Origin of the sequence: Streptomyces sp. NPDC059866 (assembly GCF_042731325.1) — a bacterium.
Lineage (GTDB): Bacteria > Actinomycetota > Actinomycetes > Streptomycetales > Streptomycetaceae > Streptomyces > Streptomyces flavusporus.
The window spans coordinates 106674-128859 of sequence record NZ_JBHWJT010000002.1; the positions used below are offsets into that span (position 1 = coordinate 106674).

A 22186-nucleotide genomic window follows, 5' to 3' on the forward strand; every position below is an offset into this window, starting at 1 on the left:
TACATCCGAAAGGCGGTGGGAGCAGTGCGGCTCTCACGAAGAGGCCTGCTGCGCGCGGGCCTGGCCGGTACGGCCGCCACGGCGCTCGGCGGCCTCACATCCGGCTGCGCCGTCCCGACCGGTTCGACCGGCCGGAACATGGTGCTGTGGTACTGGAGCGGCGGCCTGAGCGACACCGTCGTCAAGGAGGCCACGGCCCGCTACGACAACGCTGTCAGCCTCAAGGCCCAGCAGATCGGCGGCTACTACCGGTCCAAGCTGATCACCACCATGGCCGGCGGCGCCCACATACCCGACATCGCGGGGCTCAAGGGCGAGGACATGGCCTCCTACCTGCCGAACGCCGACCAGTTCGTGGACCTGCGCACGCTCGGCGCCGACAAGCTCAAGAGCCGGTATCTGGACTGGAAGTGGCAGCAGGGCGTCGCCCCGGACGGCAGCCTCATCGGCTTCCCGATCGACGTGGGTCCGGTCGTGCACTACTACCAGAACGCCGTCTTCGAGAAGGCGGGGCTGCCGTACGAACCGGAGGACGTCTCCAGGGAGCTGGACACCTGGGAGAAGTTCTTCGCGGCGGGCGAGCAGTTGAAGAAGCGGATCCCGGGGGCGTACCTCCTGATCGACGTCGGCAGCGTCTTCGAGATGTCGATCGGCCAGGGGACCACCCGGTTCGTGGACGAGGACCGCAACTTCATCGGCGACGGCGAGCACGTCCGTATGTGCTGGGACCGGGCCGTGGAGGCGAAACAGCGCGGGATCGTGTCGAGCATCGTGTCGGGCACGCCCGACTCGATCTCGGCCAAGGAGAGGGGCCTGCTGCCCAGCGCGCTCAACGCCTCCTGGGCCGCGGGCGACCTCAAGCTGGAGGTGCCCAAGACCGAGGGCGAGTGGCGGGTGGCCGACTGCCCCGGCGGTCCCTCGAACGTAGGTGGCTCGTTCCTGTCGATCACCAAGGCGTGCCGGGAGCCGGAGCAGGCGTTCGAGATCATCACCTGGATCCTCAACGCCGACAACCAGGCCCAGGGGTTCGTCGAGGCCGGGCTCTTTCCGTCCACCCCCGCCTCGTACGAGATGAAGAAGCTGCGCGAGCCGGACCCGTTCTTCGGCGACCAGATCACGATGGACGTCTACGGCCCGGCGGCCGAGAAGATCCCGGTCGCCTACAACAGCCCGTACGACGTCGCACTCGGACAGCCGATCCGCGACGAGATCAAGAACGTCGGTGTCCTCGGCAAGGACCCGGAGAAGGCCTGGAGGGACGCCATGAGGAAGTGCCAGCGTATCGCGGACCACCTGGGGGTGAGTCACTGATGGCTACCGTGCCCGTCGTCGAGCAACCCCCGCCGACCGCCGTGGCCGAGAAACCGGCCGTCCACCCCAGGAAGGGCATCCTCAGCCACTGGCGGCTGTACGCCGCGATCTCCCCCTTCTATCTCCTCTTCCTCGCCTTCGGCCTGATCCCCGTCGGCTTCTCGCTCTACCTCTCCTTCCACCGCTGGGACGGCCTGGGCTCGATGGAGTGGGCGGGCCTGGCGCAGTACCAGTACCTGCTGACCGACAGCGACTTCTGGCAGTCGATCGGGAACACGATCGTCATCTGGGCGCTGGCCACCTTCCCCATGATCTTCCTGGCGATGGTGACGGCCGTGATGCTCAACTCGGCGGTGCGCTTCAAGAACGTCTACCGCTTCGCGTACTTCCTGCCGAACGTCACCTCGATCGTCGCCGTCGCGATCATCTTCGGCTCGGTGTTCTCCACCAACTTCGGCCTGATGAACGCCCTGTTGCAGGCCGTCGGCCTGGACCAGGTGGCCTGGCTGAACACGCCGTGGGGCATCAAGGTCGCCATCGCCACGCTGATGACCTGGCAGTGGACCGGCTACAACGCGATCATCTTCCTCGCCGGGCTCCAGACGATCCCGAGCGATCTGTACGAGGCGGCCCGCATCGACGGCGCCGGGCCGGTGCAGACCTTCTTCCGGGTCACGCTGCCGCTGATGCGGCCGGTGCTGCTGTTCGTGCTCGTCGTCTCGACGGTCACCGGACTGCAGAGCTTCGCCGAGCCCCAGGTACTGCTGCAGACCACCGCGAACGAGTCCACGTTCTCGGGCGGCCCCGACCACGCCGGCCGGACCATGGTCCTCTACTTCTTCCAGCAGACCTTCGACAACAACGACTTCGGCTACGGCGCCGCCGTGGCGTGGGGCATCTTCCTCGTCGTCGTCCTCTTCTCGATCATCAACTGGCGCCTGGTGCAGCGCCGGGGCGAAGAATAGGCAGGCCGGTCACCATGGCATCCACCATCAAGGGCTCCCGACGCCGGGGCATCGCCCTGCACGCCGTCCTGGTCCTCGGCCTGCTGCTGTCGGCCTTCCCCTTCTACTGGGCCGTGATCATGTCGACGCACACGTCGACCGAGATCTTCTCCTACCCGCCGAAGCTGCTGCCCGGCCCGCACTTCCTGGAGAACGTCCGCAACCTCTTCGACAACATCGACTTCTTCGGGTCGATGCTCAACTCGCTGCTGGTCGCGACCTCGGTGACCGTGCTGGTGCTGTTCTTCGACTCACTGGCGGCCTTCGTCTTCGCCAAGTTCGAGTTCCCGGGGCGGAGGCTGCTGTTCGCGCTGCTCATGGCCATCTTCATGGTGCCGGCGCAGCTGGCGGCCATCCCCCAGTTCGTGATCATGGCGAAGCTCGGCTGGATCGGCTCGATGACGGCGCTGATCGTCCCGGCGGCGGCCAACGCCTTCGGCATCTTCTGGATGCGCCAGTACATGAAGGGCGCCATCCACGACGAGCTGCTCGACGCCTCCAAGCTCGACGGTGCCGGCTTCCTGCGCCAGTACTGGCACGTGGCGCTCCCCGTGGTCCGCCCCGGCCTGGCCTTCCTCGGCATCTTCACCTTCATGGGCCAGTGGAACGACTACGCCTGGCCCCTGATCGCCCTCACCAACCCGGACAACGTCACCCTCCAGGTGGCCCTCTCCCAGCTCAACGGCACCCATGGCACGACCGACTACGGAATGGTCATGACCGGCGCCCTGCTCGCCCTCGTCCCCCTGCTGATCGTCTTCGCGATCGGCGCCCGGCAGATCATCGGCGACCTCGGCAAGGGGGCCATCCGCTGATGGATCCCCTGCTGGGGCTCCGCCCCTGGGAGGCACCCGAGGTGACCTCCTGGGGGCGGTTGCCCATGTGTGCCGTCGACCGGCGTGACCAGGCCGTCTCCCTGGACGGCGACTGGCGCTTCCAGCTGCTGCCGGCACCGGACGCGCCGGTGCGGGACACCTGGTCCTTCTCGTACGTCCCCGGCGCCTGGACCCTCCAGGGCACGGACGACCTGCCGCAGTACACCAATGTCCGTATGCCGTTCGACGAGTTCCCGCCGTTCGTCCCGTCGGCGAACCCGACGGGCGTGTACGAGCGCGAGGTCGACGTGCCCGCCGAGTGGGCCGGGCGGCGGATCGTGCTCCAGGTCGGCGCGGCCGAGAGCCTGCTGCTGGTGCACGTGGACGGACGGCCCGTCGGGATCTCCAAGGACTCCCACCTGGCCGCCGAGTTCGATCTGACGGATGTCGTACGCGCCGGGGAGCGGGCCGTCGTACGCCTGACCGTCGTCAAGTGGTCGGACTCCTCGCACATCGAGGACCAGGACCAGTGGTGGCACGGCGGTGTCACGCGGTCGGTGCTGCTGTACGCGACGGACCCGCTGCATCTGGCGGACGTGACCGTGCGGGCGCGTCGCAACGGTGAGCTGCTGGTGGACTGCCGGGTGCGGGACGCGGGCGGTGCGCTGCCCGAGGGGTGGTACGTCAGCGGGGAGCTGGACGGTCGGCTCCTCGCGCAGGACACCGAGTTCGACCGGGTCAACGCGGAGGACGAGCGGGTCTCCGACTTCCTGGGCGAGGCGCGGCTGCTGACCACCGTCCCCGACGTGCGCACCTGGACCGCCGAGACGCCCGAGCTGTACGAGCTGACGGTCCGGCTGCACCGCGCCGACGGAACGGTCGCCGACACCTCGCGGCACCGCACCGGCTTCCGCGACGTCGAGATCGTCGGCCGGGACCTGCTGGTCAACGGCGAGCGGGTGTTCATCCGGGGCGTCAACCGGCACGACTTCCATCCGCTCACCGGCCGGACCGTGTCGTACGACGACATGCGCGCGGACCTGGTGCTGCTCAAGCGCTTCGGCTTCAACGCGATCCGCACCGCCCACTACCCGAACGACCCGTCCCTGTACGACCTCGCCGACGAACTCGGCTTCTACGTGGTCGACGAGGCGGACATCGAGAGCCACGACCACGCCCACGAGATCGCCGACGACCCGCGCTATCTGAACGCCTTCGTGGACCGGGTCTCCCGCATGGTGCTGCGGGACAAGAACCATCCCTCGGTCATCATCTGGTCGCTGGGCAACGAGTCCGACTACGGGGCGAACCACGACGCGGCGGCGGGCTGGGTGCGGCGGCACGATCCGACGCGGCCGGTGCAGTACGAGGGCGCGGCCAAGCGCGGCTGGGCGGATCCGGACGTCGCCTCCGACATCGCCTGCCCGATGTACGCGCCGATCGAGGAGTGCGTGGCCCACGCGCTGTCCGGGAAGCAGACCAAGCCGCTCATCCAGTGCGAGTACTCGCACGCCATGGGCAACAGCAACGGCACGCTCGCCGACCACTGGTCCGCCATCGAGGCCACCCCGGGTCTTCAGGGCGGCTTCATCTGGGAGTTCTGGGACCACGGCATTCTCCAGCACGTGAGTGACGGAAGACCGGCCGGGCGCGCGGGCGCCGGGCTGTACGAGGGCGGCGTCGCCGCGCCCGGCCACCGCTGGGCGTACGGTGGCGACTTCGGCGAGGCGCTGCACGACGGCGCGTTCATCGCCGACGGGGTGGTGTTCCCGGACCGCACGCCCAAGCCGGTGCTGTACGAGCACCGGGAGATCGCGGCGCCGGTAAGGCTGGAGTGCCTGAAGCACGAGGGGCCGGTCATCGGCAACCACCAGCACTTCCGCGGCCTGGACTGGCTGACCGCCGAGTGGCGGCTGTCCCTCGCCGACGGTCGCACGCTGACGGCGCCGGCCGAGCTGCCCGATCTGCGCCCGGGAGAGACGGCGGCGGTGCCGCTGCCGTTCGATCTGCCGGCCGACGGGGGCGAGGCCTGGCTGACGCTGAAGGTCACGACCGCACGGGACGAACCGTGGGCGCCGCGTGGCACGGTGGTGTGTCTGCCACAGGTGCGGCTGCGGCCCGCACCCGTACCGCGGGCCGTCCCGGTGGCGGACCGACCGGTCGAGATCGATGCGGACGGACTCCTCGTCCACCCACTGCTCCTCACCGCCCCCACGCTGTCGCTGTGGCGGGCGCCCACCGACAACGACGAACTGGGCGGGACGGCGGCCCGCTGGCGGGAGTGGGGGCTGGACTCGCTCGTGCGCAAGCCGGTCGCCGTACGCCGGGACCGGGAGAGCGTCGGCGTCCTCGCGGAGTACGCCTGCGCGGCCGGAGTCGTCCGGCACGAGCAGGTCTTCACGGCCGTCGAGGGCGGGATCCGCGTCGAGGAGTCGGCTCAGCTGCCCGAGGCACTGGACGACGTGGCCCGGGTCGGGTCGGTGTTCGAGACGGTGGCCGGGCTGAACCTTCTGGAGTGGTTCGGGCAGGGTCCGTGGGAGTCGTACCCGGACCGCAGCGCCGGCGCGCCCGTCGGGCACCACTCGCTCCCCGTGGACGAACTGTTCACCCCCTATCTGCGGCCGCAGGAGAGCGGCGGAAGGCACGGCGTACGGCACTTCACCCTCTCCGCGCCGGACGCGACGGGGCTGTTCGTGCAGCTGGACCGGCCGAGCCAGATCTCCGTCACCCGGCACCGCGCCGCGGACCTCGCGGCGGCCGCCCACCATGACGAACTCGCGCCGCGCGACGGCTGCGTCGTGCACATCGACGCCGCCCACCGCGGCCTGGGCACCGCCTCGTGCGGGCCCGACACCTCACCGGCGTACCTCCTCCCGACCGGCACCCACCGCTGGGGCTGGATCCTGCGCGTTCTCTGATCTGCTCTCCCTTCACCAGTCGCCACTGACGGAGCTGACGTGTGCACCGAGCATGACCACGACCGGGGCGAGGCCGCGCAGGCCGACGCCGGCAGACGCAACTTCCTGCGGGCCACCGCACTGATCGGCGCCGCCGCCACGGCCGGGGTCGCGTTGCCGACCGCCGCCGAGGCGGCACCGGCGGGCAGGTGGCGGTCCGACCCGGACAGCCGGCGCTTCACGCTGGCCGTCATGCCCGACACGCAGTACCTGTTCGACGGGCCGAGCATCGACCCCGCGCCGATCGAGGCCTCGCTGCGCTACCTCCTGGAGCAGGGCCGGGAGGAGAACATCGTCTTCCTGTCGCACCTGGGCGACCTCACGGAGAACGGCACCGAGGCCGAGATCGCTGCGGCGAGCAGGGCGTTCCGGGTCCTGGACCGGCAGGGCGTCGGCTACAGCATGGTGGCCGGCAACCACGACGTCCGCTCGTCCACCGACGACCAGCGCGGCCCGACGCCGTACCTGGCGGCCTTCGGCCCGGAGCGCTTCGAGGGCAGGCGCACCTTCGGCGGAGCCTCCCCCGACGGCTACAACTCCTTCCACGTGTTCCGGGCGGCCGGGCGCGACTGGCTCGTGCTGGCCCTCGACTGGCGGCTGTCGCCGAAGGGTTTCGCCTGGGCGAAGGACGTCATCGCACAGCACCCGAAGGCGCCCGTCATCCTCACCACGCACGAACTGGTCCACGGCGACGACGCCCTCTCCTCGTACGGGCAGAAGCTCTGGGACCAGCTGATCGCGGACCACGACCAGATCTTCCTCACCCTCAACGGCCACTACTGGCCCGCCGCGCGCGCCGTGAAGAAGAACGCCGCCGGGAACGACGTGCACCTGCACCTGACGAACTACCAGAACCGGTACTACGGCGGCGCGGCGATGATCCGCCTCTACCGCTTCGACCTCGACCGCAACACCATCGACGTCGAGACGGTCTCACCGTGGATCCTGGGCCGGGCGGCCGAGGGGCTCAACGAGCTGGAGCGGCAGGAGATCGAACTGACGGGTCCGGAGGACCGGTTCTCCGTGCCGATCGACTTCGAGCAGCGTTTCTCCGCCTTCGCCCCGGTACCCGCCCGCCCGGCACGGCCGGCCGCCGGGATGCTGGTACGCGGCACGCTCGCCTACTGGCGTTTCGACGGACACGAGGACGGCGCGACCGTCGACGGCACGGTCCGTGACCTGTCCGGCCGCGGCAACGACCTGACCGTCGTCCGGGTCGGGGACGGCACCCTCACCTGGTCGGCCGACCACCACCCGGACCAGCCGGGGCACGGCAGCCTGCGCCTCTACGGGGACAAGTCGCCGCTGCGGGGCGCGTATCTGCGGACGGTCGCGGGCGCTCCGCTCAACTCGGCGACGTTCGAGCGTGGTTACACCGTCGAGGCCTTCTACAAGGTGCCGGGCACCTGGGCCGCGTCCCGCAACGCCTGGGGCGGGCTGGTGAGCCGGACCGGCACGGGCGGCGCCGCCGGCAAGACCGAGGGGGACCCGGACGAGCCGCTCGCCACGCTGTCGCTGTCCGACGGGCCCGGACCGCAGTGGGCGGTGCGGCCGCTCGACCAGCAGGGCATCGCCACCAACTGGGGCCACGAGACGGCCCGGGAGACCTGGTGGCATGTCGCCGTCGTCAACGACGGCAGCCACACCACGATGTACGTCGAGGGCTGCCCGGTCGTACGCAACCCCACCGCCCGCTCCGTCGGACTGACCTCGCTCGGACTGCCGTGGCTGCTCGGCGGCTACGAGTACGCGGGCCGGATCGACCAGATCCACCACGGCTGGCTCGGCGACGTGCGGATCGTCGACCGGGCGCTGCCCGTCTCCCAGTTCATGAACCACTGACCTGTTGAGGAACGTCATGACCGAGCAGCAGCTGCCCGAGTGGGCCGACCCGTCCGTCCCGCCCGCCGACCTGGATCCGCAGGGCCTGTCCAGACGCCAACTCCTCGCCGGTGCGGGTCTGTTCGGGACCACCTTCGCCCTGGGGCCGCTGCCCGCTGCCGCCGGGGAGCGGCACCTCGGCGGCAGCGACCCCCGCCTCGCCTATCTCGTCGGTGACCACCACATCCACACCGTCTACAGCCACGACGCGAAGTACACGTTCTCCCAGCTGGCCGACGAGGGCGCCAAGTACGGCCTGGACTGGATGGTGTTCACCGAGCACTCCAACGTCGGGCATGCCGACCTCGGTGCCGCGCTGCAGAGCCAGGAGATCCTCAGGGCGCGCGCCGAGAACCCGCGCCGGCTGATCTTCCAGGGCCTGGAGTGGTACATCCCGGCCGCCGAGCACTGCACGGTCTTCACCGCGCCCGGCCCGAACGAGGTCGACCTGCTCACCCGCTTCGAGCGGGCCTACGACGGCAAGCTGCTCGGCTACACCGAGGGCTCTCCGGGTCACGCCGACACCGCCCGCAACGAGGAGCACGCGGTCAAGGCCATCCAGTGGCTGGCAGAACAGCGCCGCACCGGCTACGTCGACGACGTGCTCGTCCTCGCCAACCACCCGATGCGCCTGGGCATCGACTCCCCGCACGAGCTGCGCGCGTGGCGGGACGCGGCCCCCGACATCATGATCGGCATGGAGGGCGCGCCCGGCGCCCAGGGCGCCGCCATACCCGGCTGGCGCGGTACGAACTCGATCCGCGGCGAGTACGAGAACAAGCCGTCGGCCCAGTCCTGGCCGGGTTACCCGGCGGACGCCTACCTCACCTACGGCGGCTTCGACTGGGCGACGGCGACGGTCGGCGGCCTGTGGGACGCGATGCTCGCCGAGGGCAGGCTGTTCTCCATCACCACCAACTCCGACGCCCACCGGATCGTCTTCGACACCTGGCGGAACGGCGACTGGCAGCCGGGCCAGAACTTCGACAACACCGGCCGGCTGCCCGACCCGGTGAACACCGGCACCCCGCAGCCCGGAAGCGACTTCTGGCCCGGCCAGTTCAGCCGCACCCATGTCGGCGTCACCCGCTACGGCTACCGCTCGGTGATGTCCGGCCTGCGCGCGGGCCGGGTCTGGGTCGACCACGGACATCTGCTCGACGGGCTGGAGGTCCGCCTCAAGCGGGACCGGGACCTCGGCCGAGGCGTCACACTGGGCGGACGGCTGCGGGTCCGCAGGGGCGAGCGGATCACGCTCCATGTGACGGTGACGTCCGCCTCACGCCCCAACTCGTCCGGCATCCTGCCCGAGTTGGCGCATGTGGACGTCATCCGCGGCGCGGTGCGCGGCCCGGTCACCGACCGCGACAGCCGGCGGGCGCCCGACACCAGGGTCGTGCACACGAGGGACGTCGGCGGCCGGAAGGGCACGTACACCCTGCGCATCCCGCTCACCGTCGGCGACGAGTCGTTCTACGTCCGGCTGCGCGGCAGCGACGGCAACCGGCACGGCACGGGCTACTTCGGCGCCTCGGTCGACCCGCACGGGCCGCTCACCCACGCGCCCGGAAACGGTGACCCGTGGGCCGACACATGGTTCTATTCCAACCCCGTCTTCGTCGATGTGACAGGAGGCCGATGACGCGCCGCAAGGGGCGGATCGCGGTCGGAGGCCGGGCAGATCATCCTCGACCGGCCGGTGCGGGACATCCAGGGCTGCGACTTCGTGACGGACACCCGTCTGGCGTGCGCCTCGAACGACGCCACGGGCACACCGTTCCCTACGAGACGGAGGCGTCGACCACGACGTGCACAGCGGCACCCTGCGCGCCCAGGTGATCCAGCCCGGCGTCTGCGCACCGTCGACGAGCGTGTACGCGTACCAGCAGGTCACGGGCTGACGCACTGATCGACCAGGGCGTACGGTGGGCCGCGTGACCACGGAAGAGTCGCTGCGGCCCCAGTCCCTGATGCTGACGTTCCTGGGCGACCAGGTGCTCGGGCGGGACGTCTGCGTGTACTCGGGCAGCATCATCGACGTCTTCGCCCGCGTCGGCGTCGGCGAGCAGGCGACGCGCTCGACGCTGACCCGCATGGTGCACCGGGGCCTGCTGCGCCGTCGGCGCGAGGGCCGCCGGATGTACTTCGGCCTGACCGAGCACTCGGCCGCCGTACTGCGCGACGGCGAGCGGCGCATCTGGCAGACCGGCGCGGTCAACCGGCAGTGGGACGGCACCTGGACCCTGCTCGGCTTCTCACTGCCCGAGTCCTGGCAGCGCCAGCGGCACGACCTGCGCTCCAAGCTCACCTGGAGCGGCTTCGGCCCGCTGTTCAACGGCCTGTGGATCGCGCCTGGCGAGGTCGATGTGTCGGAGCTGGTGGCCGAGCTGGGCCTCGCCGCCCATGTGAAGGTCTTCCGCGCGCACGCCGATGCCGGCATGGACATCGGCGCGATGATCGAGGAGACCTGGGAGCTGTCCGAACTGGCGGCGCGCTACGAGGCGTTCGTACGGCGCTGGCAGCCGTGGGAGACGGAGCTGCCGGACGCCGACGACGCCCTCGGGCTGCGGCTGCTGTTGCAGGCCGAGTGGCTGCGGATCATCCGCCGCGATCCGCGGCTGCCGGTCAAGCATCTGCCGGACGACTGGCCGGCCGAGCAGGCCGAGAAGACGTTCCGGAGGGTGCACGAGCGGTTCAGCCCGCTTGCGCTGGACGCGTCGGAACGCCTTCTCGACCTCGTACCCGTACGCGACGATCAGACGTAGAACCTCGACAGGCTCTGCAGGACGGCCGCGGGCTTGGCGCCGCCCTCGATCTCGATCGTGCCGTCGACGGTGATCTGCACCCCGCCCGGCACGTCCTCGACCTCAGCCAGCCTCCCGACCAGCCGGATCTTCGACCCGACCTGCACCGGCGCGGGGAAGCGCACCTTGTTCAGGCCGTAGTTGACCTTCGTGGTGACACCCTGGACGTCGAGCAGCTCGGTGAACAAGGGGATGAAGAGCGAGAGGGTGAGGTATCCGTGGGCGATCGGGGCGCCGAACGGACCCTCCGCGGCCTTCTGCGGATCCACATGGATCCACTGGTGATCGCCCGTGGCGTCGGCGAAGGTGTTGATCCGCTCCTGGGTGATCTCGATCCACTCGCTGGTGCCCAGGTCGCTGCCCGCGAGCTTCTTGAGTTCGTCGAGGCCGTTGACGGTGACGCTCATAGGTGCCGTTTCCTTAAGGGAGTTGGTTGCCGAAGCGCTTGCGCACCCGGGCCTTGAGGAGCTTCCCGGAGGCGGTGCGCGGGAGTTCGTCCGCGAGCACCACCGACTTCGGGATCTTGTACTTGGCGAGGCGGCCGGACAGCGAGGCGAGCACCTCGTCCGGGTCGAGGTCGGCGCCCTCACGCGGCACCACGACCGCGCGTGGCACCTCGCCCCACTTGTCGTCCGGCACACCGATGACCGCGCACTCGACGATGTCGGGGTGGGCGAGGAGGAGGTCCTCGATCTCGGCGGGGTAGATGTTCTCCCCACCCGAGATGATCATGTCCTTGATGCGGTCGACGACGAAGACATAGCCGTCCGCGTCGATCCGGGCCGCGTCCCCGCTGCGGAACCAGCCGTCCACGAAGGAAGCGGCCGTCTCCTCGGGCAGCCCCCAGTAGCCGGGCATGACGTGCGGCCCGCGCACCATGACCTCGCCGGTCTCACCGACGTCGACCGGCGTGAGGTCCGGCCCTACCACCCGTACGTCGCTGAAGAAGTGCGGTACGCCCGCCGAACCTGCCTTGCCGACCGCGTGCTCGGCGTCCAGGAACAGTGTCCCGGGCGCGGCCTCCGTCATGCCGTAGCCCTGGAGGAAGGTGAGCCCGCGCTCCTGGTAGGCGGCGATCAGCGGTGTCGGCACTGGCGAGCCGCCGCAGGTCAGTATCCGCAGCGAGGACAGGTCGGCGTCCCGCCAGCGCGGATGCCGGGCGATCTGGTCGAACATCGTCGGCACCCCGAACATGAAGGTGATCCGGTGCCGTTCGACCAGGCCGAAGGTGGCGTCCGGATCGAAGGCCTCGACCAGGACGCAGGTGCCGCCCTTGAGCAGCACCGGCAGGGTGAGCATGTTCAGGCCGGCCGTGTGGAACAACGGGGCGGAGACCAGGGCGCGTTCGTCGGCGATCAGGTCGGTGTCGACGAGAACGTTGACGGCGTTCCAGGTCAGGTTGCCGTGCGTGAGCATCGCGCCCTTGGGGCGGCCGGTCGTCCCCGAGGTGTACATGATGATGCAGGTGTCGTCGGCGCCGACCGGTTCGTCGATGGGCTCGTACGCGGCGGCGGCCACCGCTTCCTCGTACTCGGCGCCGACTTCGATGTACGTCCGGACGTCCGTACTGCCGGGCAGTCCGGCGACGAGCCCGGCGTGCGAGGGGCCGTAGACCAGGGCCTTGGCGCCCGAGTCGGCGAGCTGGTAGGCGATCTCGGGCCCGGCGAGGCGGGTGTTGAGCGGGACGAAGACCGCGCCGAGCGTGCCCGCCGCGAACAAAGTCTCCAGGTAGGAGGGATGGTTGGGGCCGAGGTAGGCGATCCGGTCGCCGCGGCGTACGCCCCGGCCGCGCAGGGCGTGGGCGAGGCGGGTGGTGCGCGCGTACAGGTCGGCGTACGTGAACGTCGTTTCGCCGTGGATCAGGGCGGTGCGGTGCGGAGTCTTGCGGGCCCGGCGTGCGGGCCATGACCCCAGTCCCTCGTTGCGCATCGTTGCGCCCCTTACGGTGTGGTCAGCCCGAGCAGGCGGGCGGCGTTCTCCTTGAGGATCTTCGGCTTGACCTCGTCTTTGATCGTCAGCTTCTCGAAGTCGGCGAGCCAGCGGTCGGGGGTGAGGACGGGGAAGTCGGAGCCGAACAGGACCTTGTCCTTCAGCAGCGTGTTGGCGTACTGCACCAGCTGCGGCGGGAAGTACTTGGGCGACCAGCCGGACAGATCGATGTGCACACCCGGTTTGTGGGTGGCGACCGCGAGGGCCTCGTCCTGCCAGGGGAAGGACGGGTGCGCCAGGATGATCTTCAGATGCGGGAAGTCGGCAGCCACGTCGTCGACGTGCAGCGGGTTGGAGTACTTCAGTCGGATGCCGCCTCCGCCGGGCACTCCCGCGCCGATGCCGGTCTGACCGGTGTGGAACAGCGCGATGGTGCCGGTCTCCTCGATCACCTCGTAGAGGTCGTACGCCACCGCCCGGTCGTTGGGGAAGAAGCCCTGGATGCTGGGGTGGAACTTGAAGCCCTTCACCCCGTACTCCTCCACCAGCCGGCGGGCTTGCCTGACCCCCGCCCTGCCCCGGAAGGGGTCGATGGAGGCGAAGGGGATCAGCACGTCCGGGTTGGCGGCGGCGGCCTCGGCGACCTCCTCGTTCGGGACGGGCGCGGTGCCGGTCGCGGATTCGGCGTCCACCGTGAAGATCACGGCGGCCATCTTCCGCTCGCGGTAGTGGGCGGCGGTCTCCTCAAGAGTCGGCTTCCGCTTGCCCTCGACCTTGAAGTAGGCGGAGGAGGCGTCGTGCAGGTCGTCGTCCAGGGAGGAGTGGCCCTTGGAGGAGACCTCGGCGTGGGTGTGGACGTCGATCGCGACGAGTTCGCTGATGTCCATCACGCCTCCGGCAGCTTGGGCGCGGGGATGCCCACCGACTGGAGTTCGGCGCCGACCGAGGTGGGCCAGGCGTCGGCCAGGGTCTCGGGGGTCCAGCCGCCGTCGGCGTACGCCGCCCTGAGTTCCTGCGGATGCGACCAGAGTGCCACCTTGTCGCCGCCGATGCCGATGGCCTGCCCGGTGATGCCGCGCGCGGCCTCGGAGGCGAGGAACGGGACGAGGGCCGCGCAGTCCTCGGGAGTGCCGAAGCCCTCGCCCTTGCGCAGGAAGTCCGGCAGCGGCTCGCCGTTCTTCATGGCCTCGATGTACGGGGCGAAGGCGGGGATGGTCTCGGTCATCGCGGTGGCGGCGACCGGCACGATCGCGTTGACGGTGATGTTCGCGCGGCCCAGCTCCATGGACCAGGTGCGGGCCATGGCGGCGATGCCGGCCTTGGCGGCGGCGTAGTTGGTCTGCCCGAAGTTGCCGCGCTGCCCGGCCGGGGAGCCCACCAGGATCAGGGAGCCGCCCTCGCCCTGCTCGCGCATCCGGACCGCGGCGGCACGGGCGCAGGTGAAGGTGCCCTTGAGGTGGGTGCTGATCACCGCGTCGAAGTCGTCGTCGGTCATCTTCCACAGCACCTTGTCGCGCAGGATGCCCGCGTTGGTGACCAGGACGTCGAGCCGGCCGAACTCCTCGACGGCCCGCCCCACCAGTCGGTCGGCGGCCTCGGTGGTGCCGACCGCGACCACCTCGGCAACGGCCGTGCCGCCCGCCTCGGTGATGGACTTGACGGCCTGCTCGGCCACGGTCTCGTCGACGTCGTTGACGACCACGGACGCGCCATGGGCGGCGAGGGCGTGGGCGTAGGCGAGGCCGAGGCCCCGGCCACTGCCGGTGACGACGGCGGCCTTGCCGGTGAGATCGATGCTGGGCACGGGCGAGTCCCTTCGCAAGTGATGCGTGTGATGCGGCTACGAGACCGAAGCTAAGAGCAATAATTGTTCTCGTCAATAGTTGTTGCCGACCGGTAGGTGCGAGAGACTGGGGTCGACCCGCAGAAGACCGCCCCCAGCCGGGGACCTCGACCAGGGAGCCCGCCATCGCCCGCCAGCAGCCCACCCCGAACGCAGCCCCGATCGACGCGCACGAACCATGGATGCGCGGACTGCACGCGGACACCGGCTACCTCCTGTACCGACTGGGCCTGCGCTCGGGGCAGTTGTTCAACGCGTTCCTCCAGGAGTCGGGCCTGCGCCTGCGCCACTACGCGGTGCTGCGCTTCCTCGCCACCTCTCAGGGCGCCCTCCAGCGCGAGCTGAGCGAACGGCTGGGCTACGACCCGAGCGCGATCGTCGGACTCGTCGACGACCTGGAGAAGCTGGGCTTCGCGGAGCGCCGGCCCGCACCCGAGGACCGCCGCAGCCGGATCGTCGTCCTCACCGAGGCCGGCCGCGCGTTTCTGCGCGACACCGACGAGGCGGGCCTGCACGTCACGAACGACCTGCTGGAGCCGCTCGACCCGGCCGAGCGGGAAACCCTGCACGCACTGCTGCTGCGGATCGCGGAGCCCGACTCCCGGAGCTGATGTTGTGCAAATGATTGACGGCCGCAAAATGTCTGCCTAACTTCAGCCGGGCATCGGCGCGGTCCCCCGCCGGTGCACTTCCACGGCATCGGTCCAGGGAGCTCACCGTGCAGCCATCCCGCTCATCCGCCCGTCAATCGTCCCCGGAATCACGGCAGTTGCGCCGCGTCGCACTGTCCGGACTGCTCGGCACGGCAGTGGAGTTCTACGACTTCCTCGTGTACGGCACCGTCGCCGCGCTCGTCTTCGGCGATCTGTTCTTCCCCGACGCCGACCCCGCGGTCGGCACCATCGCGGCTTTCGGCACCTTCGCCGCGGGCTATGTGGCCCGCCCGCTGGGCGGCATCGTCTTCGGCCACTTCGGCGACCGGGTCGGCCGCAAGTCGATGATGCTGCTGACCATGGTCCTGATGGGCTGCGGCAGTTTCCTCATCGGCCTGCTGCCGACCTACGACGCGATCGGCGTGTGGGCACCCGTCCTGCTGGTCACCCTGCGGGTGGTGCAGGGCATCGCGATCGGCGGCGAGTGGGGCGGCGCGACCCTGATGGTCGTCGAGCACGCCGAGCGTGCCCACGGGTCCCGGCGCGGCCTGTGGTCCAGCTTCACCATGCTCGGCGCCCCGCTCGGCTCCGTGCTCTCCGCGGGAGTGGTCACCCTGGTCTCCGCACTGCCCGACGAGCAGTTCCGCTCCTGGGGCTGGCGAGTGCCGTTCCTGCTCAGCATCGCGCTGCTGGCCGTCGGCCTGTTCGTCCGGCTGAAGGTCGCGGAGAGTCCGCTGTTCGCCGCGGCGGGGCGCGCGCCGGTGGACAAGCCACCGGTCGTGGAGGTGCTGCGCCGCCCGAAGCCGGTGCTGCTCGCGGCGGGCGTCGGCATCGGCGCGTTCACGGCCCAGTCGCTGCTGACCGGGTTCATGATCTCGTACGCCGTCCAACAGGGCTACAGCCGACCGCAGGTGCTCACCGCGGTGACCGTCGCTTCCTGCGTGGCGCTGCTGGTGCTGCCGCTGGCCTCGGCGCTGTCCGACCGGGTCGGCCGCCGCCCGGTGGTGCTGGCCGGCGCCGTCGCCTCAGCCGCGCTCGCCTTCCCGGTGCTCGCCCTGGTGAACTCCGGCTCCCCCGGCCTGCTGATCCTCGCCCTGGCGCTCGGTCACGGTGTCGCCCAGTCCACGATGTACGGCCCGCTGGGCGCCCTGCTCACCGAGATGTTCGGCACCCGCGTGCGCTACACCGGCGCCTCCCTCGGATACCAGGCCGCGACCCTGGTGGGCGCCGGGTTCTCCCCGCTGATCGCGAGCAGTCTGCTCGCCTCGTCCGGCGGCAGCAGCGCCCCCGTCTCCCTGCTGCTGTGCGGCGGCGCGGCGATCACCGCGCTCACCGTGTGGCGGGTGCGCGAGACGCACACCGACGCCCTGGAATCCCCCGCGGCCCGAGCCGCCGCCCCCACCCCGGAAGGGACGCCCCGTTGAGAGCCCGTATCGCACTGCTGGCCGTGTCCTTGTGCGCCGTGACGGCGCTGCCGGCGCAGGCCGCCACCGACTCGCACATCGAGGGCCGACTTCCCTCCGGCGCCACCTACTTGATGGACGTCCCCGCCGCCTGGAACGGCACCGTCCTGCTCTACAGCCACGGCTACCGTGCCGCAGGCTGGCCCAACCCCGCGCAGAACGCGCCCGGTTCACAGACCCGGGACGAACTCCTCGCCGACGGCTACGCGCTGATCGGCTCCTCGTACGCCACGAACGGCTGGGCCGTCACCGACGCCGTCCCCGACCAGCTCGCCACCCTGGACCTGTTCACGACGCGGTTCGGCACGGCCCGGCGAACGCTCGCCTGGGGCACCTCCTACGGCGGGCTCGTCACGACCACCCTGGCCGAGCGGCACGCGGACCGCTTCGACGGCTCGCTGTCCATGTGCGGGCTGGTGCAGGGCGGGGCCGCCAACTGGAACAGCACGCTCGATCCGGTGTTCGCACTGAAGGCGCTGCTCGCTCCCGGGGAGAGCATCCCGCTCACCGGGTTCGCCGACCAGGCGGCCGCGCAGAGCGCCGCGAGCGCGCTCACCGCGAAGGTGACCGCCGCCCAGCAGACCGACGAGGGGCGGGCCCGTATCGCTCTCGCCGCCGCCCTGCACAACATCCCCGGGTACAACGACGCCGCGCAACCGAAACCCGGGCCGACCGACTGGGACGCCCAGCAGGCCAACCAGTACGCGGCCGTCACCGGCCTGCTCCAGCTGCCCGCCTTCAGCTGGCGGCAGGAGGCCGAGCGGCGGGCCGGCGGGAACCCGTCGTGGAACACCGGCGTCGACTACACGGCGATGCTGCACCGCTCGCCCGTGTACAAGGAGGTCACCGAGCTCTACAAGAAGGCGGGACTGTCACTGCGGGCCGACCTCACAGCCCTGAACCGGGCGCCCCGGATCTCCGCCGACCCGGCAGCCGTACGGTGGATGCGGGACACCAGCGTGTTCAAGGGCCGGCTCACCGACCCCCAGCTCAACATCCACACGACCGGCGACGCGCTGATCCCCGTCCAGGCCGAGAGCGCCTACCGGCGGGCCGCCGCCGCGGCCGGCACCGGCCGACTCCTCGCCCAGGCCTACGTCGACGGTCCCGGGCACTGCACCTTCACCCCGGGCGAGACCCTCGCCGCCCTGCGCACCCTGGAGCACCGTCTGACAACGGGCCACTGGGACGCCTCCGCCGACGCCCTCGACACCCGCGCGCGCCAGGAGGAGCCGACGGCCGAACCCCGGTACGTGACCTATCGCCCGACGCCGTATCCCCGCCCGTACGACCTCGCCCATCCGAGGGACGCCCGGCCATGAGATCACCTCGTGCCGATATCCCTCTCACCGGTGAGGCCCGCCCCCGGCCACCTCGGGATACTGGAACGGCCCTTGCCCCGAGGAGCCGCCATGTCCGCCCGGTCCTGGATCACGCCTGCCGTCGCCCGACTGCGCACGACGCATCCGTACGTCGTCGACGCGGCGCTCGCCGCACTGGTGCTGTTCGCGACCTCCCTGCAGTGGATCTTCCCCGGCGGGAAGGACGAGCCGCTGTCCTGGCAGGGCTACCTGCTCGGGGCGGCGACCGCGGTGCCGTTGGTGTGGCGGCGGCGGGCACCGTTCGGGACGGCGTGCGCCGTGTCGGTCGCGACCCCCGCGATGGCGGTCTACCACGCGCCGCCCCCGGATGTCGAATACGGCGGCCTCGTCGTCCTGTACACCGTCGCAGCCCTGTGTCCGCCCTGGCAGCGGCGAGTGATGCTGGTGGGCTGGCTGGCGGGGGTCGCGCTCACCATGATGCACACGGACAAGACCGAGCCCTTCGAGTACGCCTTCCACCTGATGGGCGTCGTCTGCGCCTACGCGCTCGGGATGCTCGAACGCGTCCAGCGCGCCTACACCGCGGAGTTGGAGGACCGGGCCCGGCGGCTGGAACGGGAACGCGCCGCCGACGCCGAGCGGGCCCGGACGCAGGAGCGCGCCCGGATCGCCCGGGACATGCACGACATCCTCGCCCACGCGGTCAGCCTGATGGTGGTGCAGGCCGAAGCCGGTCCGGTCGTCGTCCGCAACGATCCGGCCCGCGCCGAGGCCGCGTTCGACGCGATCGCCACGAGCGGGCGGGACGCCATGGCCCAACTGCGCCGCATCCTCGGCGTCCTGAAGGAGGAGGAGGCGGGCGGCGCCTCGCGGCGGCTGCCGCAGCCCGGGGTCTCTGCGCTTGTGGAGCTGGTCCGCCAGGTCGGGGAGTCCACCGGCCTGCGGGTGGAGCTGCGGACCTCCGGCGAACCCCGCCCGCTGCTCCCGGACACCGAGGTCGCCGCGTACCGCGTCGTCCAGGAGGCGCTCACCAACACCGTGAAGCACGCGTACGCTTCCTCCGCGACGGTCGAACTCGACTGGACGGAGGACGCGTTGACACTGGCGGTCACGGACGACGGACGCGGGCCCACGGCCCCGGGCGGCGGGCACGGGCTGATCGGCATCCGGGAGCGGGCCGCCGCCTGCGGGGGCAGCGCCGAGGCCGGGCGCGGTCCGCACGGCGGTTTCCGGGTCGTCGTACGGCTGCCGGACGACGACCGACAGGCGGCCCTGGGGTGAGCATCCGTGTGGTCGTCGCCGACGACCAGGAGCTGGTCCGCAGCGGCTTCAGCATGATCCTCGAGGCGCAGCCGGACATCGAGGTGGTCGCCGAGGCCGGCGACGGCGCCGAGGCGGTCGACGCCGTGCGGCGGCACACGCCGGACGTGCTGCTCCTCGACATCCGGATGCCGGTCATGGACGGCCTGGAGGCGGCCCGGCAGGTGTGCTCGCAGTCCGGCTGCAAGGTCGTCATGCTGACCACGTTCGACCTGGACGAGTACGTGTACGAGGCGCTGTGCGCCGGCGCCAGCGGGTTCCTGTTGAAGGACGTGCGCCGGGACGACCTCGTGCACGCGGTGCGGGTGGTCGCGGCCGGCGACTCGCTGCTCGCGCCGGCGGTCACCCGGCGGCTGGTCGCGGACATCGTGCGGCGCCGCCGGGAGGAGGCCGCCGCCGAGGTGACGCCGCAGCAGCTGGACCTGCTGACGGCGCGCGAGGTGGAGACGCTGCGGATGCTCGCCCGCGGACTGTCCAACGCGGAGATCGCCACGACCCTGTTCGTCAGCGAACACACCGTCAAGACCCACGTCAGCAACGTACTGAGCAAGCTGGGCCTCAGGGACCGGGTACAGGCCGTGATCTGCGCGTACGAGACCGGACTGGTGACCCCCGGCTCCCCCTAGCGAGGGAGCGCCGGCCGCGTCTCCCCCGTACGGCGGAGGCCTCGAAACCGCTCCCGTCGGCGATCCGTTGGCATCCCCCTCGGCAGGAGTCTGAGGGCGTTCGAAGCCTACGATCCGCCGGGAGGGACCGTGCTCTCCACGCTCGCCCGGGCGGCGACCCGCCGCCCGCTGACCGTCATCCTGCTGTGGGTGCTCTTTCTGCTGCTCGGGTTCGGGCTCGGGACGGGCGTCTTCGCGCGGCTCTCCGACGAGGTGCCGAACGTTCCGGGCACCGAGTCGGAGCGGGCCGCGCAGTATCTCGACCGCGTCGACCCGACCGGCGAGTCGATCACCGCCGTCGTCGAAGGCGGCGCGGTCTCCGACCCTGCGCTGCGTGGCGAGGTCGACCGGGCCGTCGCCGAGGTGCGAGAGGTGCCCGGCGTCGCGGCCGTGCCCGACCCCTTCACTACTCCGGGCCTGGTCTCCGAGGACGGGCACGCCCGGCTCATCCCCGTCACCCTTGAGGGCGGACTCGACGACGACGCCGAGGAGCGGGCGGTGGACGACGCCTCCGCCCGCATCCACCAGATCGACGCGCCGGACGTCCATGTGAGCGGCGGCCCGCTGCTCGGACAGCAACTCGGCGAACGCGCCCAGGAGGACGTGGCGAACGCCGAGCTGATCTCCCTGCCGGTCGTCCTCGTTCTGCTGGTGGTGATCTTCGGCGGGCTGCGCGCGGCGGGGCTGCCGCTGCTCGTCGCGGTCAGCGGGATCGCGGGAGCGTTCCTGGCGCTGTTCGGGTTCAGCCAGGTCACGGACATCTCGGTGTACGCGGTCCAGGTCACCACCATGCTGGGGCTCGGGCTCGCCGTGGACTACGCCCTGCTGATGCTGGTCCGCTTCCGCGAGGAGCGGCGGCACACCGACGACGTGGTCGAGGCCGTGCACCGGACGGTCGCGGCGGCGGGCCGGACGGTGCTCTTCTCGGGGCTCACCGTGGCGGTCAGCCTGACCGGACTGCTGGTCTTCCCGAGCGTGTTCCTGCGCAGCATGGGCCTCGCCGTGGCCGCGGTGGTGGTGATCGACATGCTGGCCGCGCTCACCCTGCTGCCGGCGCTGCTCACCCGGTTCGGCGGGAGGATCGCCCCGGCCAAGGCCCGGCCGAAGGGCGAGGAGGGCCGTGTCTTCGCACGCCTGGCACGCTTCTCGGCGCGCAACCGCGTCGCCGTACTCGCCGTGGTCGTCCCGGCCCTGCTGGTGCTGGCGCTGCCGGTCACCGGCATGCGGATCAGCATCGGGGACGCCCGGCAACTGCCGACGGACACCGAGGCACGGCACTTGTACGACACCGTGGAGGCGCACTTCCCGCCGGGCGCCGGGGTCGATCCGGTCACCGTGGTCCTGAGGCCGGGGACGGACGCGGCGACCGCCGAGCGGATCCGGACCCTGGCCCCGGGCGCCCAGTCCCGTGAACTGCCCGGCGGCACGACCGTCGTCGAACTGCCGCCGTCGGGCAGTGTGGACGGCGACGCGGCGACCGACCTGGTCCGCGAGGTGCGGGAGGTCCGCGGGGACGAACCCGTCGAGGTGACCGGTGTCGCGGCCCGACTGGTCGACTTCCGCGAGATGCTCGCCGACCGGGCGCCCTGGGCTGCGGCGACCGTTCTCGCCGGCATCTTCGCGCTGCTGTTCGCGTTCACCGGCTCGGTGCTGATCCCGGTGCGCACCATCGCGACCACGCTGCTCAGCCTGGCCGCCGCGCTCGGCGTGGTGGTGTGGGTGTTCCAGGACGGGCATCTGGCCGGGCTGCTGGGCGCCGAGGGCCTCGACGCGCTGAGCCTGACCGCGCCACCGCTGATCATCGCGATCGCCTTCGGACTCGCCATGGACTACGAGCTGTTCATCCTCGCCCGGATGCGCGAGGCCCGGCGGCTGGGCGAGGCCGACCAGGAGGCCGTGGTGACCGGGCTGCGCCGCTCCGGCCGCGTGGTGACCTGCGCCGCGCTGTTGCTCGCGGTGGTCTTCGGCGCCTTCATGACCGGCGGCTTCTCGCCCATCCTGCAGATCGGTCTGGGCCTCACCCTCGCCGTGCTGATCGACGCGACGGTCGTCCGGATGCTGCTCGTCCCGGCGACCATGGCGCTGCTCGGACGGCACGCATGGTGGGCGCCGAAGCCCCTGCGCAAGGCGCACGACCGGTTCGGACTGCAGGAGGAGGCACCGCAGCGCGTCCGGGTGACGGAGCCGGTCTGAGCCACGGAGGAGGACGGGGCCGGGCG

Annotated in this window: 17 protein-coding genes and 1 pseudogene; 14 read left to right on the top strand and 4 right to left on the bottom strand. The window is 71.0% G+C overall.

The features are described 5' to 3' along the window. Positions 1 to 24 precede the first annotated feature (24 nt). From ACFV7R_RS02735 to ACFV7R_RS02770, 8 genes and pseudogenes are all read left to right on the top strand, one after another. Positions 25 to 1311, top strand: a complete 1287-nt coding sequence (locus tag ACFV7R_RS02735) for an extracellular solute-binding protein (RefSeq protein ID WP_385259083.1) — start codon at positions 25 to 27, stop codon at positions 1309 to 1311. Then, a complete protein-coding gene (locus ACFV7R_RS02740; protein WP_385259085.1) occupies positions 1311 to 2276 on the top strand; it encodes a carbohydrate ABC transporter permease in 966 nt (321 codons plus the stop codon). The genes ACFV7R_RS02735 and ACFV7R_RS02740 overlap by 1 nt, the downstream gene beginning before the upstream one ends. Positions 2277 to 2290: 14 nt before the next feature. Beyond that, positions 2291 to 3130 carry a carbohydrate ABC transporter permease gene (locus ACFV7R_RS02745; RefSeq protein WP_385259088.1) on the top strand — a complete coding sequence of 280 codons (840 nt, stop codon included), beginning with the start codon at positions 2291 to 2293 and terminating at the stop codon, positions 3128 to 3130. After that, on the top strand, positions 3130 to 6048 hold the full coding sequence (locus ACFV7R_RS02750; protein WP_385259091.1) for a glycoside hydrolase family 2 TIM barrel-domain containing protein: 2919 nt from the start codon (positions 3130 to 3132) through the stop codon (positions 6046 to 6048). Before ACFV7R_RS02745 ends, ACFV7R_RS02750 begins: the two co-directional genes overlap by 1 nt. A gap of 39 nt (positions 6049 to 6087) precedes the next feature. After that, entirely contained in the window at positions 6088 to 7929 is a 1842-nt protein-coding gene (locus ACFV7R_RS02755) for a LamG-like jellyroll fold domain-containing protein (protein WP_385259093.1), read from the top strand. A 16-nt stretch (positions 7930 to 7945) separates the two neighbouring features. Continuing rightward, positions 7946 to 9610, top strand: coding sequence for a PHP domain-containing protein (locus ACFV7R_RS02760; RefSeq protein ID WP_385259095.1), 1665 nt, complete (start codon positions 7946 to 7948; stop codon positions 9608 to 9610). A gap of 12 nt (positions 9611 to 9622) precedes the next feature. Continuing rightward, a pseudogene (locus tag ACFV7R_RS02765) lies at positions 9623 to 9869 on the top strand (hypothetical protein); the annotation flags it as partial. Positions 9870 to 9902: 33 nt separating this feature from the next. Then, positions 9903 to 10733, top strand: a complete 831-nt coding sequence (locus ACFV7R_RS02770; protein ID WP_385259097.1) for a PaaX family transcriptional regulator C-terminal domain-containing protein — start codon at positions 9903 to 9905, stop codon at positions 10731 to 10733. Here the strand turns inward: ACFV7R_RS02770 and ACFV7R_RS02775 are convergent. From ACFV7R_RS02775 to ACFV7R_RS02790, 4 genes are read right to left on the bottom strand one after another with little or no spacing between them, the layout of a single operon-like run. After that, positions 10724 to 11179, bottom strand: a complete 456-nt coding sequence (locus ACFV7R_RS02775; protein WP_385259100.1) for a MaoC family dehydratase — start codon at positions 11177 to 11179, stop codon at positions 10724 to 10726. The two genes, ACFV7R_RS02770 and ACFV7R_RS02775, sit on opposite strands and share 10 nt — an antisense overlap. 13 nt (positions 11180 to 11192) lie before the next feature. After that, positions 11193 to 12701 (bottom strand): long-chain fatty acid--CoA ligase, encoded by a 1509-nt coding sequence (locus ACFV7R_RS02780; protein ID WP_385259101.1) that lies wholly within the window; start codon positions 12699 to 12701, stop codon positions 11193 to 11195. An 11-nt stretch (positions 12702 to 12712) separates the two neighbouring features. Then, a complete protein-coding gene (locus ACFV7R_RS02785; protein WP_385259104.1) occupies positions 12713 to 13588 on the bottom strand; it encodes an amidohydrolase family protein in 876 nt (291 codons plus the stop codon). Then, on the bottom strand, positions 13588 to 14505 hold the full coding sequence (locus ACFV7R_RS02790) for an SDR family NAD(P)-dependent oxidoreductase (protein WP_385259106.1): 918 nt from the start codon (positions 14503 to 14505) through the stop codon (positions 13588 to 13590). Before ACFV7R_RS02790 ends, ACFV7R_RS02785 begins: the two co-directional genes overlap by 1 nt. 221 nt (positions 14506 to 14726) lie before the next feature. Here ACFV7R_RS02790 and ACFV7R_RS02795 point away from each other — a divergent pair, with 221 nt between their 5' ends. The 6 genes from ACFV7R_RS02795 to ACFV7R_RS02820 all read left to right on the top strand — a co-directional run bounded on the left by ACFV7R_RS02795 (position 14727) and on the right by ACFV7R_RS02820 (position 22160). Beyond that, positions 14727 to 15155, top strand: coding sequence for a MarR family winged helix-turn-helix transcriptional regulator (locus tag ACFV7R_RS02795; RefSeq protein WP_385259109.1), 429 nt, complete (start codon positions 14727 to 14729; stop codon positions 15153 to 15155). Positions 15156 to 15313: 158 nt separating this feature from the next. Beyond that, on the top strand, positions 15314 to 16621 hold the full coding sequence (locus ACFV7R_RS02800) for an MFS transporter (protein WP_385259110.1): 1308 nt from the start codon (positions 15314 to 15316) through the stop codon (positions 16619 to 16621). Further along, the gene (locus ACFV7R_RS02805) at positions 16618 to 17982 is read left to right on the top strand and encodes a prolyl oligopeptidase family serine peptidase (RefSeq protein ID WP_385259112.1); all 1365 of its coding nucleotides are present in this window, start codon (positions 16618 to 16620) and stop codon (positions 17980 to 17982) included. Before ACFV7R_RS02800 ends, ACFV7R_RS02805 begins: the two co-directional genes overlap by 4 nt. A gap of 90 nt (positions 17983 to 18072) precedes the next feature. Then, positions 18073 to 19263, top strand: a complete 1191-nt coding sequence (locus tag ACFV7R_RS02810; protein WP_385259115.1) for a sensor histidine kinase — start codon at positions 18073 to 18075, stop codon at positions 19261 to 19263. Next, complete coding sequence (locus ACFV7R_RS02815; RefSeq protein ID WP_385259118.1) at positions 19260 to 19928, top strand: response regulator; 669 nt, start codon at positions 19260 to 19262, stop codon at positions 19926 to 19928. The genes ACFV7R_RS02810 and ACFV7R_RS02815 overlap by 4 nt, the downstream gene beginning before the upstream one ends. A gap of 129 nt (positions 19929 to 20057) precedes the next feature. Continuing rightward, complete coding sequence (locus ACFV7R_RS02820; RefSeq protein ID WP_385259120.1) at positions 20058 to 22160, top strand: MMPL family transporter; 2103 nt, start codon at positions 20058 to 20060, stop codon at positions 22158 to 22160. Positions 22161 to 22186 lie beyond the last annotated feature (26 nt).